This is a genomic window from Nannocystis punicea (assembly GCF_026965555.1).
GTDB classification, from domain to species: domain Bacteria; phylum Myxococcota_A; class Polyangia; order Nannocystales; family Nannocystaceae; genus Nannocystis; species Nannocystis punicea.
In genome coordinates, this window is record NZ_CP114040.1 from 2,492,067 (window position 1) to 2,508,239 (window position 16,173).

The 16,173-nt window shown below is 70.3% G+C and carries 12 protein-coding genes; 6 read left to right on the forward strand and 6 right to left on the reverse strand.

What is annotated here, in order from left to right; all coding sequences use genetic code 11:
* Positions 1–15: 15 nt before the first annotated feature.
* Positions 16–171, reverse strand: a complete 156-nt coding sequence (locus O0S08_RS09595) for a hypothetical protein (RefSeq protein ID WP_269038740.1) — start codon at positions 169–171, stop codon at positions 16–18.
* Between the two features lie 269 nt (positions 172–440).
* On the opposite strand from O0S08_RS09595, the gene O0S08_RS09600 reads away from it, so the two are divergent.
* Both O0S08_RS09600 and O0S08_RS09605 read left to right on the forward strand, forming a co-directional pair.
* On the forward strand, positions 441–2,327 hold the full coding sequence (locus O0S08_RS09600) for a PDZ domain-containing protein (protein ID WP_269038741.1): 1,887 nt from the start codon (positions 441–443) through the stop codon (positions 2,325–2,327).
* Between the two features lie 11 nt (positions 2,328–2,338).
* Positions 2,339–2,980 carry a helix-turn-helix domain-containing protein gene (locus O0S08_RS09605; RefSeq protein ID WP_269038746.1) on the forward strand — a complete coding sequence of 214 codons (642 nt, stop codon included), beginning with the start codon at positions 2,339–2,341 and terminating at the stop codon, positions 2,978–2,980.
* A gap of 36 nt (positions 2,981–3,016) precedes the next feature.
* Here the strand turns inward: O0S08_RS09605 and O0S08_RS09610 are convergent, their stop codons facing one another.
* Positions 3,017–5,596: a serine/threonine-protein kinase gene (locus tag O0S08_RS09610; RefSeq protein WP_269038747.1), complete on the reverse strand. Its 2,580-nt coding sequence runs from the start codon at positions 5,594–5,596 to the stop codon at positions 3,017–3,019.
* Positions 5,597–5,754: 158 nt separating this feature from the next.
* Between O0S08_RS09610 and O0S08_RS09615 the strand changes: the two genes are divergently transcribed.
* Both O0S08_RS09615 and O0S08_RS09620 read left to right on the forward strand, forming a co-directional pair.
* Positions 5,755–6,651 carry a hypothetical protein gene (locus O0S08_RS09615; protein WP_269038748.1) on the forward strand — a complete coding sequence of 299 codons (897 nt, stop codon included), beginning with the start codon at positions 5,755–5,757 and terminating at the stop codon, positions 6,649–6,651.
* A gap of 43 nt (positions 6,652–6,694) precedes the next feature.
* A complete protein-coding gene (locus O0S08_RS09620) occupies positions 6,695–8,452 on the forward strand; it encodes a hypothetical protein (protein WP_269038749.1) in 1,758 nt (585 codons plus the stop codon).
* Between the two features lie 82 nt (positions 8,453–8,534).
* Here O0S08_RS09620 and O0S08_RS09625 read toward each other — a convergent pair whose 3' ends face one another.
* Positions 8,535–9,350, reverse strand: a complete 816-nt coding sequence (locus tag O0S08_RS09625) for a hypothetical protein (RefSeq protein ID WP_269038750.1) — start codon at positions 9,348–9,350, stop codon at positions 8,535–8,537.
* Here O0S08_RS09625 and O0S08_RS09630 point away from each other — a divergent pair.
* A complete protein-coding gene (locus O0S08_RS09630; protein ID WP_269038751.1) occupies positions 9,349–9,894 on the forward strand; it encodes a hypothetical protein in 546 nt (181 codons plus the stop codon). The two genes, O0S08_RS09625 and O0S08_RS09630, sit on opposite strands and share 2 nt — an antisense overlap.
* Before the next feature lie 395 nt (positions 9,895–10,289).
* On the opposite strand, the gene O0S08_RS09635 is transcribed toward O0S08_RS09630, so the two are convergent.
* Together O0S08_RS09635 and O0S08_RS09640 are read right to left on the reverse strand one after the other, a co-directional pair.
* Positions 10,290–11,378, reverse strand: coding sequence for a 5-methylcytosine restriction system specificity protein McrC (locus O0S08_RS09635; protein ID WP_269038752.1), 1,089 nt, complete (start codon positions 11,376–11,378; stop codon positions 10,290–10,292).
* Positions 11,375–13,489, reverse strand: coding sequence for an AAA family ATPase (locus O0S08_RS09640; RefSeq protein ID WP_269038753.1), 2,115 nt, complete (start codon positions 13,487–13,489; stop codon positions 11,375–11,377). The genes O0S08_RS09635 and O0S08_RS09640 overlap by 4 nt, the downstream gene beginning before the upstream one ends.
* Positions 13,490–13,720: 231 nt before the next feature.
* Between O0S08_RS09640 and O0S08_RS09645 the strand changes: the two genes are divergently transcribed.
* Positions 13,721–14,593: a hypothetical protein gene (locus O0S08_RS09645; RefSeq protein ID WP_269038755.1), complete on the forward strand. Its 873-nt coding sequence runs from the start codon at positions 13,721–13,723 to the stop codon at positions 14,591–14,593.
* Here O0S08_RS09645 and O0S08_RS09650 read toward each other — a convergent pair.
* Positions 14,590–16,173, reverse strand: a complete 1,584-nt coding sequence (locus O0S08_RS09650) for a hypothetical protein (protein WP_269038756.1) — start codon at positions 16,171–16,173, stop codon at positions 14,590–14,592. The genes O0S08_RS09645 and O0S08_RS09650 overlap by 4 nt on opposite strands.

A 16,173-nucleotide genomic window follows, 5' to 3' on the forward strand; every position in this document is an offset into this window, starting at 1 on the left:
CCGAGATCGTCCTGTTCAAACCGCTGACCTGCGCCCTCCGGCGTCGCGCTGCTGGCGATCGACGCGCCGATTGTCGAGCATCACGTGGTCGAGCACGCCCACGAGGCGACGGAGCACACCCGCGTGCACGTTGGCGACGAACATCACCAGCACGACCACGCCCTCGCGCATCGCTGACGCACGACCACCGCACCTCCCGACCACCAGCACCCGCACCTGCACTTAACGAGCAGCTCTCCTGAAAAAGGTGATCAGGGACCGCTCTCGCGCTGGAGCCGGCCGACACGACCGACAAGCCCGACAGACACGCCCGACACGCCCGACAAACACACCCGACACGCGCAACGACGAGCAGTGAGCGCGCGATCGAGTCCTCGCTCCTGGTACAGCCGCGACATCGCGCCTGTACTCGAGACCTCGCGCCGCCTAGCTTTGCTGACATGGGGACGGCTGCATTTTTGGGTGAGGTGAAGGGCTGGATCGAGCGTCTGGGGCTGCCGGTCGAGGATGCGGCGGAGCTCGTCGGCATGGAGGCGCAACAGCTCGAGCGGCTGCTCAGCTTCCCCGAGCTCGCCCCGATGTTGCGGCAGGTCCTGCGCGTCCTCGACGGCCTGGGCCTTGGGATCGTCGGGGTCGAACACCTCACCACGGCGATGGTCGTGCGGCGCCTCGACCAGTGCCGCGAGGCCAGCAAGGTGACCAAGTCGGAACTGGCGAAGCGCGCCGAGGTCAACCGGGCGCACCTGACCTCGCTGTTCCAGCACACCGACCCCGACCCCAAGCTCGAGACGGTGCTCAAGCTGGCCGCGGCGATCGAGTGCGACTTGACGATCGTGCAACGGCGCGAGCTCGCGAAACCCGCCGCTCCGCGCCACGACGTGTCCCCGCCAATGCGTGATGCGTCGTCGCCTGCTCCGGCATCAGTCCCCACACCGCCGATCGCCGTCGCGTCGCGCCCCCTCGCAGCAGCAAGCGCTCGATCGGACGCTGGCTCGACGGTCGACCGCGTCGGACGCGCGACCGAGAACGCGACGCCCCCGCCTCCCAAGAGCGCGGCCCCGACCGCCTCGAGCTCCAGCTCGAACGAGGCCCAAGCCACAAGCGCACCACCGAGCCGCTCGTCGCCGGCCCCAGCCAGCGAGACCAGTTCAACAACTCGATCGTCGGCGGCACCCGCACAGAGACCTGATCGCGCGGTGCCACGCCAAACAGGCGCGACAGCACGCCCAACAGGTGCGACGTCACGCCCGACAGGCTCGGAATCACACGCGACGGCGCCAAATGGCGCGACCTCGGGCATTCGAGCGCCGTCCGCAGGCTCGGCTCCGACCGGCGCGCAGCCGTCTCCCGCGGCTCCTCCCGCACCATCGCCAAGCACGACCTCGGGCGTTCGTCCTCCGCCGACAAGAGCAGCGCCCCACACGACCCCGACTCCGACCGGCGCACACTCGTCCAGCGCAGCCCCTCCCACGCCAGGGACCGCGCCCCCGCCCGCGTCACTGCCGCCGGCACACCCAGCACCGCCCGCCGCGAAGGCAGCGGCTCGTGTGGGGGAGGGCGCGTCGTCACGCCCATCACCAGCCTCGCCACCGCCGCCCAACACGACCAACACGCCGCCACACCTCGACCCGGCGCTGAACCCGGCGCTCGCCCACGTGCTCGAGCGAATCGCAGCGGCCCGCTCGCGCGCCGAGCTCGATGCCCTGACGGCCCTGCACGAACTCGAGGTGCAGCGCCTGCACCATCAGCACGAACGCCAGCTCGCCGCTCGGCTCGCGGCTGAGCGGGCCGCGGCCGAGGAGGAGGCCCGGACGAACAGCATCGTCCTCGGCGGCTCCGCAGTCGCAGCGGCCGTCGCCAGCACCACCGCCCTCGCCCTGCAGACACCCGAGAACCGCCAGGCCGCGCAGGCCGTCCTCGGCTTCGGCGGCGGCGCGCTCGCCCTTGCCGGCGCGCTCTCGCAGCCTGGCTCGGCGGCCCGCAACGTCTGCCTCGGCCTCGGAATCACCGCCGTCGGGATCGCCGCCGCAGATTTCCTTTGTCGGATGTTCAGCGAGCCGGCCGGTGGGATCGGGGTCGCGGTGCGACCCGGTCGCGGCACGCTCGTCATCCAGTCCGTGGTGCCGCAGTCCGCGGCGGCGACCGCCGGCTTGATCGCCGGCGACGAACTCCTCCACGTCGATGGGGTCCCGATCGCGCAGCTCGGCGCGCCCGAGGCGACCAGGCGCCTGCGCGGGGACATCGGCTCGCAGGTGCGCGTCCGCGTGCGCCGTCACTGGAACGGCGGCCTCGAGTGGGACGTGTCGCTGGTGCGAACGCCGCGGTGAAGGGCCCTCCGATGTCCAGGAAACCCGAAGTCACCCCTGTCCTCGGCTCCCGACTCCGCCAGCTCTGCGGCGAGCGCGGCCTCTCGTGCAGCGAGCTCGCGCGGCGCAGCGGGCTTGGTGTCGGCGTCGTGCGCCGGATCCTCAATGCCGGACGTCCCGTGCAACCAGCCGAGCGGCGCAGCCTCGCCCGGGCCCTCCGCGTCAAGATCCGCGACCTCGTCGCGCCGGAGGTCCCGCCCGGCCTCGCCGCGGTCGCCGAGACTCCACGACGGCGCCTGGAGCAGGAGCGCGACGAGCTGCTCGCACAGGTCGAGCAACTCCAAGACGCCCTGACCACCGAACGCGCCGCGCGAGCCGCCGAGATCGCCGAGCTCCGCGACCAACACATGCGCGAACTCGCCTTGTTGCGGTCCCGCTTCCACGACGAGCAGGTCAAGGCGCTCGGCGAGGCCCAGGAGCGCGAGGAGAAGCTTGCCGCGGCCCTCCACGTTGCGCTGGATGCGATCGACCGACTCGGGGATGGAACCCAGCCGGCGCCAGCGCATGCAAGTGGTGGACAGGCGTCCTCGGTTGTCGAAACGCTCGCCGGTGTAGCAGCAGGCATCGGCGGGCTTGCGCTCACCACCGTGCTGCTCCGGGCGAAGCGCTGCTGAACCCATGGCGCGCTCCCGGCCCGCCGGGCGGTTAGGCTACCCCGCGTCGCCTTCTGGCCCAAGAGACAGGCGAAACCGAACATGCCCGGCCGTCTCGCTCACCGGGAACCGCACGCGCTCGAGCGCCTTACGTACGCACGCGTGCCACGCGTACCTGGGATCGTCCGGCGCGGGCGGGCGAGAGTTCAGCGCGGTCACGACGCCGCGGCCGCGCTTGATGTCGAGGTCCACGGTGACGAATTCTGGCGCGCCCTCGCAGGCCCGCAGCGAGGCCATCGAGCGCTTCACGGCCGCGGTCGCCTCGGCGGCGGTCACGACCTCACGACGGCGAACCCGCGGAGGGGCCTGACTCAAGCTGCCGTCCCGGCTCTCCGCCTCGGCGGGCCTGGCGACGGGCGAGCTGACGGGTGCTTGCGGCTCGCTGGCAGCGCGAGCCTGCACGGTGGCGTCGCTCGCTGATGTCGGCGCCACCACGGGCTCGGGCGGCGCGGGGACGTCGATCATCTGAGCCAGGTCCTGGCTCGGCGGCAGATCGGAGCGCGCCATGATCCCGCCGCCGATCACGCCGCCTGCGAGCGCTGCGAGCATCAACGCGAGCACACTTCGCGCGCGAGATCGCGGTGTGGCCGGCGGAGCCGCCGAGACGGCCGGCTGCCGGACGTTCTCGTGGCGCGCATCAGCGTGTGGGGCGGGCTGGTCTGCGGTCGCGCGCGAGCTGACGCGCGAGGTCGACGCCGACACTTCGTCAGGCAAGGGACGCTCGGGCTCCGACGCCGCTGCGGTCTCGGCCCGCACCATGTCGACGGCGTCGACCATGTCTCTCCCGCCTGTCTCGGCCTCGTCGGTCTCGTCCTCCGCCTCGCTGTCCGCCGCGAGCTCCGCCTGTTCGTCCTCGAGGACGCGTTGCACCTCGGCGAGGCCCGGCCGCGTATGCGGGCCGGGGTTGAGCATCACCAGCAGCAAGCGCTCGAGACCGGGTGGGCACGCCGGACAGACCTTGCGCGCCGGGGTCGCCTCGCCGCCGCGCGGCGGGAACGGCCGCAGGCCGGTGAGCAGGCGGAACAGCAGCAGCCCGAGCGCGTACACGTCGCTCGCCGTCGTGTACAGCGCCCCGGCGCGCACCTCGGGCGCTGCGTAGTCCATGTTTCGCAGCGGCCGCTCGTTCGCCGGCGAGGGCCGCTCCTCCGGCGGCGGCGCCCATCGCTCGGTCAGCCGGGCGTAGAACTCGGGCGACACCTGCGCCTGGTCGAAGTCGAAGAGCCACGCCTTCGGTGACTCGCCCCGCGCGATCAGAACGTTGCCCGGATGCAGATCGCGGTAGATCACGCCGACCTCGTGCACGGCCGAGAGCGCGCTCGCAAGCTGGAGTCCGACCGCGATGGCCTCGTCGGGGCGTAGATGCCTTTCTGGCGTGACGAAGTTCGTCGCCGGTGAGCCGGTGCACAGCTCCGTGACCGCGAACGCCTGCCCGGCGTCGACGCCGAAGTGGAGGATCCGCGGGATGCACGGGTGACGCAGCGCCGACAGGATCTTCGCCGCGCGACGGAAGCGGATCGCGTCGTCCTCGCTTCGGTCCGCGTAGCGCAGCACCTTGAGCGCGACCTCGCGGGACAGTTCGCGGTCGGAGGCGCGGAAGACCACCGCGCTCGCACCGACGCCGATGACCTCGAGGCGGTCGTAGCTGCCCCCGAACAGGTGCCGCGGCTCCGGCGTACGCGGGTGCGCGGCGAGGATTGCCAGGAGACCGCGGCGCAGGTGATCGGCGGACGGCAGTCGATCCGCGGGGTCGAACGCGAGCGCGGAGCGGAGCAGCTGCGACAGGTCCTCGGGAGCGTCGCTGCCCGGACATACCTCGTGGATCGGCCGGGCTGCGGTCAACGTCGGGAGGAACTGCGTGCAGAGTTGGTAGAGCGTCGCGCCAAGGGAGTAGACGTCGAGGCGCGGGCTGGCCTCGCAGTACCCCGCCTCCGGCGGCAAGTAGTCGGGCGTGCCGAGCACGCGGCCTAGCTGCGTCTTGTGGCGGTCCGGCTGCGGGGTGAAGCGCGCGTCCTGGGCCTCGCGGAACGGGGCGCCCACGCTGGCGAGCCCGAGATCGATCACCTTGGCGACCGGCTGGTCCGCGCCGCTCGCCAGCATGATGTTGTCCGGCTTGATGTCGCGGTGGACGACGCCCGCGACGTGCAGCGCGTGCAAGGCTCCCGCGATCTCGACGCCGATCTCGGCCGCGTCGCGCCAGGGCAAGGGGCCCCGCGCGAGGCGTTGCGACAGCGTCTCGCCCTCGAGGTACTCGAGTGCCATATACGGCTGCGCGTCGAGCGTCTGCCCGAAACCCACCGCGCGCACGATGTTGGCGTGCTGGATGTTGCTCAACACCTCGGCCTCGACCGCGAAGCGACGCGTCACTTCCGGCCCGCACGCGCGCAGGAGCTTGATCGCCACGTAGCACTTCCGCGTCTGATCCTTGCCCAGGAACACGTGGGCCATCCCGCCCTTGGCGATCCGCCGGACGACCTGGTAGCGCCCGTCGAGCACCTCGCCGATGAAGTCGGCGCCGACTTCCTTGTACTCGGGCCAGGCCGGCTTGTACGCGGGGTCCGGGGTCGGTGGGCTGTTCATCACCATCGAGCCTGCCACAACCTCGGCGCCGCGGAGACTCTTCGGAGCGTCGCAAGAATTTCTACCCCTTCCTTATAAGGAAGACGCAAACGGCGAACAGCCCGCGCCGATTGTCGCCGCCGAGCACGTACCCTGTCGTTGATGGTACAACCAGGACGATGCCCGTCCGCGTCGCCCTGCTCACCGCGGTCCTCGCGGGGCCCGCCCTCGCAGCCCCGCCGCTGTCGCCCACGGCGGACAACACCGCGATCCTCGACGAGATCAACGCTGCCGATCCGACGATCACGACCACCGACCTCGCGTCGATCGAGCGGCTGCTCGCCGCCGCGGAGCTCGCGGAGGCACGACTCATGGCCACGGTTGAGATGAAGCACGTCGCCGATCTGCTCGCGCTGACGGCGACCGCACGCAAGGTCGCGTATGCCCGCACCAGCGAGCCGGTTCACCTGTGCGCGCTGCTCGCCGCCGCCGAGCACGTGCTCGAGCTGCCGGACTTGTCCGCGACGCTCGCGGCCGAGGCGACTGACCTGCGTGATGAGACGCGCAAGGAGCTCGTCGTGCATCCGGACGCGGCCTGCATGCAGGCGAGCGAACGGGTGCGCGAGCCGGACCAGCCCCCCGCGCCGGAGCAGCCCCGCGAGTTGACGAAGTCCGCCGAGACGCAGATGCCCCCCGCCCAGCAGTCCTCTCGTGCCCGACACCTGACGATCGCCGGCAGCGCGTTGCTCGGCACCGCCGCGCTTGCAGCGATCGCCTTGATCCCGATCCAGGTCCGCCGTGCACGTGCCTACGACGACCTCGCGGCGTTGATCGCCGACGTCGAACAGGCCGGCAGCCGGACCCCCGAGCAGGCGCAGCGCATGCGCGACCTGGGGGCGGTCGGCGAGTGGACACGCGCCGCGAAGATCGGCCTCGGTGTGTCCTTCGCTGTACTCGCCACGGTCGGCGCGGGACTGGTCGTCGGCGGACGACTGCGCTCCGCCCCGACACGCGCCCGCCTGACTCCCTACGGCGGTCCCCAGGGCGCCGGCATCACGCTCTGGGGGCGCTTCTAATCCCACCCCCCCCGACGCGACACGTGCCCCCACAGGAGCCGTGATGCACGCTCTCCCCAGCCTGGCCAGAACACCGTCAACGATGCCGCACGGCTTCGCGCGCGGACTCGCGCATGGTACCTTCGCCGTGATGGTCCGCGCCGCCCTCATGTCCGTCTCTCTCGCGCTCGCCTGTGCGGGAGACTTCGATCAGCTCCTCGAACAAGGCGGGCAGTACCCGATCACCGCGACCGACACGTCCAGCGGATCCACCAGCGACGACGCGACGCCCGAAGTGAGCACGACGGACGCGAGCACGACGTCCGCCGCCGAGACATCGACGGACACGGCGACAACGACGAACAGCGGGAGCGAGAGCGACGGCGCGACCGGTTCCACGGGCGACGACGGCAAGGCGGTCCCGGTCGGCGTCGAGGTGTTCTTGACCCCGTCGTCCGTGGACAAGGTCGGCGAGGTGCAGGTCACGGTGTCGACGTCGCGGCCGGTGTCGACGATCGACATCCTCGACGGCGATGTGCCGCTCGTGCTCGGCGCGGCGCCCGCGGTTCCCGTCTACGCGTTCGAGGTGACGTCGGACAACGTGCCCGGCGACGGCACGCACACGATTCGCGCCGTGGCCCACGCGGCCGACGGCGTGAGCGGGCAGGCCGAGAAGGACCTGACGATCGACGTCGCGCCCGGCGGCACCGACGTCTGGCCGCCCTACGTGCAGGCCGGCCCGATCAACGGCTTCACGAGCGCGGCCCTACTTGACGATGGGTCGATCGCCGCAGGAGGCTTCTACGACACCCAGCAAGGGCTCGAGGCGATCGCGGTGAAGATCGACGGCGCGACGGGCAAGCTCGAGTCGGGGCCGGTCACGCTCGGCAAGGTCGCGCTCGCGTCCGCGGGGAACGGCCCGGCGATCACCGTGGGCGACGATGGCGCGGTGTTCGTCGCGTCGACGCGGCCCGGGCCGACATGGGCAGTGGCCAGGATAGGGCTCGGCGCGCCGTTGGCGTTCGAGTGGACGGCGACGGGCGACCCCAAGACCAAGGCGCTCGCGGTCACGGTCGCGGGTCCCTTCGTGATCGTGGTTGGCGGAATCGAGGTCTCGCCCGGCACGCATGACCTCCGGGTGTGGTGGCTGGCGGCCGAGGACGGAGCGCTGCTCCACGAGGCGCCGTTCGCCGCATCGCCCGACGACGATCAGTGGAACAAGCGAGACGAGATCGCCCGCGGCGTGGCGCTCGTCGGCGACGAGGTCATCGTCGTCGGCGAGCGCGAGATCAACGGCGAGTTCAACAAGGTCTATCGGCGCGCGGTCGTGCTGCGCTACTCGCTTGCGGGAGAGGCGCTCGGCGACTGGACTTCGCCCGGCGAGCTACTCGAGGAAGACGGCGCAATGGCCGTCGCGGCCCTGCGTGAAGGAGGGTTCGTGTTCGTTGGCTGGGGCCGCGACAAGGGCACGATCCGCCAGGTACTCACACACTGGTTCTCGACCGCGGGCCAGCCCGGATCCGTTCGGGTCGAGTCCACGCCGGGGAGCGACGCGATCGGCTACGCGATCGGTGAGGACCGCGAGGGCAAGCTCATCATCGCCGGCTCGCGCAAGCAGCCGGCCACCGACATGGACGCGTGGATCTTCGCCATCCCCGGCCCGCTCGGTGCGCACGTCTGGGACGTCGTCCGCAACGGGCCGGGCCAGGGGCCCGACAACGCCGCGGGGCTCGCCATGGGTCCGTGGGGCCACCCGTCCGTCGTGGGAAGCGAATTCGCCGACTTGCAGCCGCAGGCGTTCGCGCTGCGGCTCTACCCGTAAGGGCTTACTGCGGCACGAACACGTCGCACTGCGACTTGAACTTGCAGCCGAGGGCGTTCGCACTGCGGCTACGCGCAGGGGCTCACTGCGGTACGAACACGTCGCACTGCGCCTTGATCTTCGCCGCCGCGGCAGCGAAGTACTCGGCGTAGCCTTGGTCGTTGCAGATCGAGCCGAACACTGAATTCGGGAGGAGGAGTTGCTGCCACGTGCGCAGCCTGTGCTCGCCGCCGGGATCATAGCCGCACAGGCCGTCCGGGTCGTCGATGTCGTTCGAGATCACGAGGAGCACCACCGCGTCCGCGTTCCCGCCCTTGGCCTCGACCAGTGCATCGGCCCAATCCTGGGGCGTGCCTGCACTGTCCTCGTCCCACATGTCATCGATGGCGACGACCACGAGGAGCGCGTCGTCGCGGAGGAAGCCCGCGTTGCAGCCGGCCGGCGCGTTGATCTCGTCCTCCAATGCGCTGACGGCGGCCTCGGCGACCAATCCGCCGCCGCTGGTACCGACTGACGCGACGCACGTGAAGGCGCCGTCCAGATCGGCCTGGCTCGCGGTGATGTAGCGGTTTCCGCCGGAAAGGTCGCACCGCTCGTTGCTCGCGTCCCACCCCGCGGAGAAGGTGATGCCCGCGCCCTGCACCGTGTCACAAGGCTCGAGCGCCGCCCCGCACGGATAGTCCTCCGGCCCGGTCGGGCAGGTGTCGACGCAGCCCTTGCAGCTCGGGATCCCCCACACGCCGCTACCTTGCAACGGCACGAGGATGTGGTAGTCGAAGCCGGCGAATTCCGTCTCGAGCGTGTCGACGAAGCCCGGAAAGCTCGTCTTGAGCCAATCCTGCGCGCCCTTCATCGTCCATCGCGAGCTGATCGAGAACACGAGATCGACCTTGCCCATGCAGCCCGGCGGCGGCTTGTCGCCGCCGTCCGGCGGCGTGCCGCCGTCCGGGATGCCGGAGCTCCCCGAACTGGTGGAACTGTTCGACGCCGCTGAGCTCGCCGCCGAGTCCTCGGCCGAGCTGGTGGAGGTCGACGTCGATGTCGACGTGTCGCCGCCGCTTGAGCTGGTCCCCGGAGGCGCCGTCGTGATGCTCGTGGCGAACCCCGACTCCTGCCCCTCGCCGTTGTTGCAGGCGGCGAGGGCGGCGAGAGCGGCGAGCGCGATGCGGCGCATGATGTTGAGCCTAGCGCGTGCCGCGGGCGATGTCACTCCAAGGGGCGGTGGTCCGCGGCAACCTGCACGGCTCCTCGTGGAGCAGCTCCGGCAGCGGCCGCCAGGCGATGATGTTGTCGGGAAGCTTGTCACTGTCGTCGTGGGACATGACAGCTATAAGCTGTGGCACCATCATTCCTTGTCGCCCTTCACCGAAGCTGGTCAGGCCTCGAGCCTTTCCAGCCACCTGCGCGGCTGCGGCCAAGGCTCTCCATCGATCAGCAGGTAGGCCTTCTGGCAGCTTCTCGTGCAGAGATAGACGGCGTCGGCCTTCTCGCCACGGTGGGTCTCCTTCACCAGCCGCAAGTACTGGTCCGAGACATCTCGGACAGGTTCGTTGCATCCGTTACAGAGGGGTTTGGGGTCAGAGAAGCACGCCATAACCCTCTGTACCACCGCTTGGAGCGCGATACGGCGACGTGCCCCCGCACTAACAGGGGCCGGTTCGTGGGCCGGGTTCGGATCCGACCGGTAGTTGACGGTGTTCGGTCCGGGCTGCTTGACGCCCGGCTTGCCTGGTATTGCCCTCAGGCATGTCCAGGGAATCCCAGGGACCGTGGTTGGGCTGGGGCTCGGAGAATCGCGGAGCGCGGGGGTTCGTCGCCGCGGGCGAGCGCGAGCAGCTCAATCCGGGAAGACGCGCGCAAGCACGGCCATCAGGCGGGCCTCGACGTCGGGCCAGGACGCCGAGAGATCGACCGTGGCCACGCGGATCGTGTGGCCCTGAACCCGCATCGCCTCCTCGACCTCGCGCTCGGTCGTCGGGTAGAGCAGCAGCCCACCGGCGTCTCGGTGGGCCTGGCTGCGGTGCTCCTGCGTCCGAAGGTACGTATAGAGCTGGTAGAGGTTCTCGGTCCGGAACCGCAGCGGGCCGTGGAGCGAACGGACGAGCGTGTGGCGCGCGAACTTCGTGTCGACGACGACCCGGCGGTGCGGCGCGGCCCGCTCGGTCAGCGTAATGTCCGTCGTCATGGTCGGGACGTACGCCGATTCCAGCTCGTCGTGCCACTGCAGCGTCTCGCAGCGTACGTCGTATGCCGTCGCATGCGTACGCCAGAAGTTGCGCACGAACCGCTCGAACAGCCGGCGGAAGTGGACTTCGTCGCGCAGCAGAGCGTGCACCGCGTGGTCGCCGGCGGCCTCGGTGGGCATGCGCAGGTCGTAGACGAGGCGGCAGATCGAAAGCGGCAGGATGTAGGCCTCGTCGTTCCGTCCGAGTTGCAGCCGCGAGAAGTCCTGGGCTGACACGGCGACGAGCGGCACGCCCTCCATCGCCCGCACCTGGGCCCGCAGGTCGGCACGCAGCACGGCGAGCGGCCCCGGGACGGCAGGCGCCAGCCGGGGGTCGTCGGCGAGGCGCGCGAGCGTCGCCCGCAGGACGCGGTTCGGCGGCGTGTCGAGTGTCAGCGCCGAGAACCGGCAGGTCGTCCGCCCGGCCTGGAGCTGCAGCCCCGCGAGCGTGTGGGTGAAGTCGATACGCCCCCGGATCCCGCGCACAAGCTCGACGCGGGGCTGATGTCGGTGCGCCAGACGTCGCTGCAGCAGGCGCCCGGTTGCGTCAACGAGGACCCGCGCGAGCAGCCCGAGCAGCGACGGTGCCTCCTCGACCGCGGCACGCGTACCCCCGGCGAACGCGGCGAGGTCCCAGGCGTACAGCAGCAGGTACCAGGCGTTGCGGACGGGGATCCCGTGGTCGCCGAGGACGCCGCTCATGCCAGCAGGGCCTCGCGGGCGTGATGGGCCTTGCCGCGGTCGTCGTGCCAGTACTCCTCGAGCATCGGCGCGACTTCGGTCTCGACGATCTCCCGGTACCATGCTTCGTCCAGCTCGGAGAAGTCCTGCCCCGTCGGGCAGAAGAAGCTGTGGCCGATGCACAGCGAGGGGCCGAGGCGGGCGTCCTCCGCGATCGTCCGGTTGAGCGCCCCCATGCGCGCGACGATCCGCTGGATCAGCCGCGGGTTCATGCCGCGTTCGCGCAGCCAGGCCGCGTACTCCGGAGCGGCGAAGCGCGGCTCGAGCATGACAAACGCGAAGCGACGGCGCAGGGCGAAGTCCACCAGCGCGAGCGACCGGTCGGCGAGGTTCATCGTCCCGATCACGTACACGTTCTCCGGGACCTCCAGTCGCTCGTCGGGGCTCCGGCGGTACAAGGGAGTCACCGCTTGTTCTTTTCCACGCTTGTCGTGCTCGAGCAGCATTAGCAGCTCGCCGAAGATCTGCGCCAGGTTGCCGCGGTTAATCTCGTCGAGGATCAGCACGTGCGGTCGCTCGTCAGTGCGGGCGCGCGCGCACAGCTCGAGGAACGGACCGTCCCGCAGCAGGAACTGACCGGCCTGATCAGTCGGGCGATAGCCGCGGACGAAGTCCTCGTAGCTCGTCGACGGGTGGAACTGCACCGTGGTCACTCGTGACGGGTCACGCTCCGCCATCAACATGTACGCCAGCTTCCTCGCCACGAACGTCTTCCCCGTCCCCGGGGCGCCTTGCAGCACGAGGTTCTTCTTGGCCCGCAGCCGGCGCAGCGCCACGTGCACTTCCTCCTCCGTGAGGAACACCCCCTCGCGCTTGAGGTCCGCCGCTCCGTACGGTGGGATCGCGGGGGTCGGCTCGACGTCCGCTGCGCCTGTGGCCGGCGCGACCGCGGCGACGCCGGGTCCCCACCACCGGTTCGTGAAGTAGTCGAAGTCCTGCGCCTCTCCATGGGAGACGAACCGGATCAGGCGCTGCGCCAGCGTACTTTTCTTGCGCAGCCGCCAGAGCGTCCTGAGCGATGTGTAGAAGTACCACGCCCGCGGCGGATCGAGCGGCGTCCACTCGACTTCGACGATCCGCCCGTCGCCCCGGTTGGCGACCACGGTGCCGACCGCCTTCAGGATCATTTTCGAGACGCTGTGGCCGCGGGCGTCGAAAGGAAGATCGCGGTTCTGCACCGTCGAGGCCTTGATGACGATGCGATCGCCCGGGCGCATCGCCCGGACCTCGTCGAGGTAGCGGTCCCTGTATCCGTTCTCCCAGATCCCCTCGCTCAGGAACCGCCGCGTCTGATCGGCCTCGGGCGCGTCGTCCCAGTACGACCCCACAAACCAGTAGTCAACGTCCTCCCGCGTCGGCGGCAGCGCGGACGGCGACACGTCGGACGACCGGGCGAGCCAGGCGGCGGCGGAGAGCCCGGGGAGGTCATCCCCGTACTTGCTCTCGACCTGCTCGAGCATCCGCGTGTACCACTCCGCGTCAAGGCCGCGCGGCGGCAGGACGACCCCCGTGTGCGCGCGCATTGTGCTGTCGAGGCTCAGGAAGCGCCGTGGACGGATCCAGAACAGCCCGATCGTCAGGTTGACGTTGGTGCCCCACACCTGCAGGGCCCGGTCGAACGCCGCCAGAAACGCCGGGTCTCGGAGCGGGTCCTCGCCAAGCGCCCGTTCGTACACGTCCCACAGGCGACGCACGTCCTCGGGCCCGCGCCGCGCTTGATAGCCGATGAACCAGGAGCGCTGATTGTTGAGCAGCGGCACCCCGGAGAAGCCGGTCGGCGCCGCTGTCGTGAGCCCAAAAAGATTGCGTGCGGCCGCCAGCATCTGCCGCCGCGCGTCGTCCTGGATCCCGCGGTTGAACGCGCCGAGGAACGTGAACGGGTCGATCTCCGCGAGCGGGAACTGGCGCCCCGTCTCGTCGCGATCCCCGAGCGGGGTCACCGGCAGCTTCCTCGTCCGGAGCTCCTCAAGGAACGCGAGCAGCTCCGGCTGGCGATCGCGCCACGCGAGCAGGGCCTCCGCCATGTGCTCGAAGAAGGGGATCCAGGAGAAGTCGACGTCTTGCTGGGCCACGCGACCAGCATTCTACGGGGTTCGTCGCCGCAGCACGTGCCCGCGTGCATGCGCGCAGCCGCGCCGTGCGCGGCCTTCGCGGCGCTTGCTCCTCATCGTCGCCGCAGGGTGCCGCGGATGCTCGAGAGCAGCGCGGCGCGCACGTCGGCCGAGCACCTTCTCCGCCCCCGCTCACGCCGGCAGCCGGTAGCGGCATGGTCCGCGTCGAGTCAGATGGCTCCATACAGTATCATGCTCGAGACCATGCCAGGGACGCCTCCGGGGGATCGATTCGAGCATCACGGCGTGCCCGTCGAGACCCGCGAGCAATGGGCCGCACGCCAGGCTGCGGTGCAGGCTCGGGCGCAGGAAGAAGCGCGACAGCGGGCCACCGCGGCCCGGGCCGAAGCAGCGGCGCGGCAGCAGCAGGCCGCCGAAGTAAAGCGCCGCCGGTCAAAGGCTGAGGTCGCGGAGCAGGTCTCCGCCGCACGACGCGAGCGCTCGCCCGGTAGCGAGGGTGCTGCACTGCGAACCGATGTTCTTTGGCGACGGCTCGGGCTCATCGCGGTTTTGGCCCTGGCTGGCGGCGTAGTAATCGCGCTCGACATGTTCACTCGCAGCGCGACGAACGGCCCCTCGGACGACCGCGCCGCGGCGGCACCCGCAGCGTCGTCGGTGATGACAAGTGTTGCGACGCCAAGCAATCCCGGTCCCCCGGCGACTACGTCGAGGCGAACACGGGAACTAAACGATACGCCCGACATCTGGGGCGGGCTGCGAGGAACCGAGCCGTGGAGTGCCAAGCCAGGCATCGACCCCGAGCCGAGTGGTTGGTGGTGTGTTTGCTACAAGACACGCACGGGCGAAGATCGTACCGCCTGCCGGCGGCTCGCCACCGAGTGCGCCGCGCTGCGCCAGATGATTCAGAGTGAAGGGTCATCGGCGATCCTGCGCGGCTCGGCCACGCCCGACGCGTGCAAGCACACTCATGGACCTTACCCATGGATCACGCTCGGACACCCTGGCGCGTGGCTCCCGTCGGATTACTCCGACGCGCCGCGTACCGGCGCTGAGCAGCGCGATCGCCGTCGCGCCACCCAGGCGTCCGGCGTCTGCGCCCTCTAACGGACGCTGCGCCGCAGGCCGAGGGCGAGCGAGCACACGGCGAGCGCGAGCAGGACCAGCCCGAGGGCGTCCCGGTCGCGTCGCATCGCCGCCACGATCGTGTCGATCTCTGTCGCCGACAGCAGTGGCTGCGCGACGACCCCTTCGGGAACCGGGCTCGGCTGCAGCCCCGCCGCGCACGTGCTCGACGTCAGAACGTTCGCCGCCCAGACGATCGTGCTCATCACGGCATGGAACGTGGTCGGGTCGTACGTCGGAGTCTTGGGGTCGAGGACGTCCTCGCCGATGTCAACGATGACGCGATCACCTGCGCAGCGAATCGTCGGTGGATCGATCCCCGACCACGAGAACGGTCCCGTGGCTAGCTCCTGTGCGTCGATCTGCCTGGGCTCGTTGGGTGCTGCGGTCGAAGTCTTCGAGCGGATGACGATCGACTCCGGTCCAGGCTCGACGAGGATGTCGGCGGCATCGGTCAGCCGCAGCGACGACAGCCCACGGGCGTTCAAATCGTGGGCGAACTCTTTGGACGCATGGATGAGCGTCAGCGCCTCGGCGAACACCGAACTGCGGCCGGTGACCCGAATGTCCGACGAACCGCCGCTGGTGCGCACGGGCGTACTGCCATGGCCGGCGCGCAGCAGGAGCCCGTGGTGTCGCTCGCTCAGCCGTATCACGTCCTCGGCCGAGCACCCGTCGCCGACGAGGCGCATGCGGACGGCGCGCTGGCCATCCGCCCGGCATTCCAAGGCAGACTCTGCGGGGACCATCTTACAAGACGCCACATCCGCCCGCCCATGGGTCGTCAGCGCTGCCTGTACATCGCACGCGTCGCCGGTGACTACCGCGAACACCTCGAGCGCCTGCAACGATTCGATGATCTGCGCGCGGGCGAGTCGCAGGACGCTCTGGGCGCTCCGGACGGTCCCGCGCGGTCCGCTCGGGCAGGCGTGGATGCCCCGCGCCGAGAGCGTGCCCATCATGATGTCCCACGGGTCCGGATCGCCGAGCCGCGGTCCAGCGTCGATCTCGACCGCCGTCAGCAGGTAGGCGCGCGCCGCGACCTCGACCAAGCTCAGCTCGATCTCGACCAGGTCGAAGACGCCGAGGTCGGCGCAGTCCTTACGGCAGCTCGTCGGCTTGCGAAAGCCCCGCTCGGCCGAGCGCAGCAGCGCCGAGCGCAGCTGGCCGGAGCCGGCCTCGTCATCGATCTCACAGCACACGGCCTCGACCCACTCGTACGTTTCCTCGGTCCACGAGACACGCGACAGCAGCGGGAGGTCTTCCTCGCAGCCGACGTCGCGGTCCTGCACGATCACATGGCTGGCGACCTCAAGGTGGACCAGCGGCGGGAGCAGCAGCGCGAAGCCGGCGACGGCGCAGATCGGCGCGGCGAGCGTGAGCGCCAGCGAGCGTCCGTGCAGCCTGCCACGGGCCAGACGCCGCTCGTGCTCCGTCAGCGGCCCCGAGAAACGGCGCGGCCAGTACAGCACGACGGCGAGGCCGGCGATCCCGACGAGCGCGAGCCAGAGCAGCGCCGAACCTGTCCCGGAGGTCATGGAGAGCACTGTCGTCGAATCCAT

What these genes read in the sequence shown, in the direction of transcription:
- O0S08_RS09595 (WP_269038740.1), bottom strand. Translation starts at nt 171, where the DNA reads ATGCGCGAGGGCGTGGTCGTGCTGGTGATGTTCGTCGCCAACGTGCAC.
- O0S08_RS09600 (WP_269038741.1), top strand. Translation starts at nt 441, where the DNA reads ATGGGGACGGCTGCATTTTTGGGTGAGGTGAAGGGCTGGATCGAGCGT.
- O0S08_RS09605 (WP_269038746.1), top strand. Translation starts at nt 2,339, where the DNA reads ATGTCCAGGAAACCCGAAGTCACCCCTGTCCTCGGCTCCCGACTCCGC.
- O0S08_RS09610 (WP_269038747.1), bottom strand. Translation starts at nt 5,596, where the DNA reads ATGAACAGCCCACCGACCCCGGACCCCGCGTACAAGCCGGCCTGGCCC.
- O0S08_RS09615 (WP_269038748.1), top strand. Translation starts at nt 5,755, where the DNA reads ATGCCCGTCCGCGTCGCCCTGCTCACCGCGGTCCTCGCGGGGCCCGCC.
- O0S08_RS09620 (WP_269038749.1), top strand. Translation starts at nt 6,695, where the DNA reads ATGCACGCTCTCCCCAGCCTGGCCAGAACACCGTCAACGATGCCGCAC.
- O0S08_RS09630 (WP_269038751.1), top strand. Translation starts at nt 9,349, where the DNA reads ATGCAGCCCGGCGGCGGCTTGTCGCCGCCGTCCGGCGGCGTGCCGCCG.
- O0S08_RS09625 (WP_269038750.1), bottom strand. Translation starts at nt 9,350, where the DNA reads ATGGGCAAGGTCGATCTCGTGTTCTCGATCAGCTCGCGATGGACGATG.
- O0S08_RS09635 (WP_269038752.1), bottom strand. Translation starts at nt 11,378, where the DNA reads ATGAGCGGCGTCCTCGGCGACCACGGGATCCCCGTCCGCAACGCCTGG.
- O0S08_RS09645 (WP_269038755.1), top strand. Translation starts at nt 13,721, where the DNA reads ATGCTCGAGACCATGCCAGGGACGCCTCCGGGGGATCGATTCGAGCAT.
- O0S08_RS09650 (WP_269038756.1), bottom strand. Translation starts at nt 16,173, where the DNA reads ATGGATTCGACGACAGTGCTCTCCATGACCTCCGGGACAGGTTCGGCG.